Origin of the sequence: Wenjunlia tyrosinilytica, from assembly GCF_014646055.1 — a bacterium.
Lineage (GTDB): Bacteria > Actinomycetota > Actinomycetes > Streptomycetales > Streptomycetaceae > Wenjunlia > Wenjunlia tyrosinilytica.
The window spans coordinates 1-1,111 of the sequence record NZ_BMMS01000140.1 but is presented as its reverse complement, the minus strand read 5'-3'; the positions used below and the strand labels follow the sequence as shown (position 1 = coordinate 1,111).

Genomic DNA, 1,111 nt, shown 5'->3' with positions numbered 1-1,111 from the left:
GAGACCCGGTCGGTGTTTGAGCACCGTGCTGTGGTTCTGGGCTGCGATCGTGTGGAGTTGCTGCGGGGGCTGGAGGCGCTGGCGGTCGGTGGGGCGGTCTCGGGTGTGGTCACCGGGGATGTCGGTGCCGGGGGGCGGATCGCGTTCTTGTTCGCGGGGCAGGGGTCGCAGCGGCTGGGGATGGGTCGGGAGCTGTATGAGTCGTATGTGGTCTTCGCGGATGCCTTCGATGCGGTGTGTGCTCATGTGGATGGGGAGTTGGGGCGTCCGTTGCGGGAGGTGGTCTTCGGTGGGGATGCCGGGCTGCTGGATCGTACGGAGTATGCCCAGCCGGCGCTGTTCGCTGTTGAGGTGGCGCTGTTTCGTCTGGTGGAGTCCTGGGGGCTCAGGCCCGACGTCCTGCTGGGGCATTCTGTCGGTGGGCTGGCGGCTGCCCATGTGGCGGGGGTGTGGTCGCTGGAGGATGCCTGCCGTCTGGTGGCGGCGCGTGGCCGGTTGATGCAGGCCCTGCCTTCCGGTGGGTCGATGGTCTCCCTCCAGGCCTGCGAGGATGAAGTCCTGTCCTTGCTCGTCGGCCGTGAGGATCACCTCGGGATCGCGGCGGTCAATGGCCCGTTGTCGGTGGTGGTCTCCGGTGCGCAGGGCGCGGTTGCCGAGGTCGCCGGGCATTTTCGGGAGCTGGGCCGGAAGGCGGCCTATTTGACGGTGAGTCATGCTTTTCATTCGCCGTTGATGGAGCCGATGCTCCAGGAGTTCCGGCGGATCGCGCAGAGTGTTGCCTATGCGGTGCCGCGGCTGGCCGTCGTCTCGGACCTCACCGGTGAACCGGTGGTCGGTGAGGAGATCGCCTGCGCCGAGTACTGGGTGGAGCACGTCCGTCAGGCGGTGCGGTTCGCCGACGGGATCCGCCGACTCGAAGAGCAGGGCGTCACCCGCTTCATCGAGCTCGGCCCGGACGGCACCTTGACCGCCATGGCCCAGGAGTGCGTCGAAGGCACCGAACACCTCCTGGTGGCGGCGCTGCGCAAGGACCGGTCGGAGGTGAGGGCCCTGCTCTCCGCCGTGGCCGAAGCGTTCACCGATGGCGCCGACGTGGACTGGTCGGTGTTCT

At 68.0% G+C, this 1,111-nt stretch carries 1 protein-coding gene; it reads left to right on the top strand.

Annotated elements, in window-relative coordinates; all coding sequences use genetic code 11:
• On the top strand, positions 1–1,111 hold a 1,111-nt coding region (locus IEY86_RS35900), incomplete at both ends, for an acyltransferase domain-containing protein (RefSeq protein WP_189136089.1).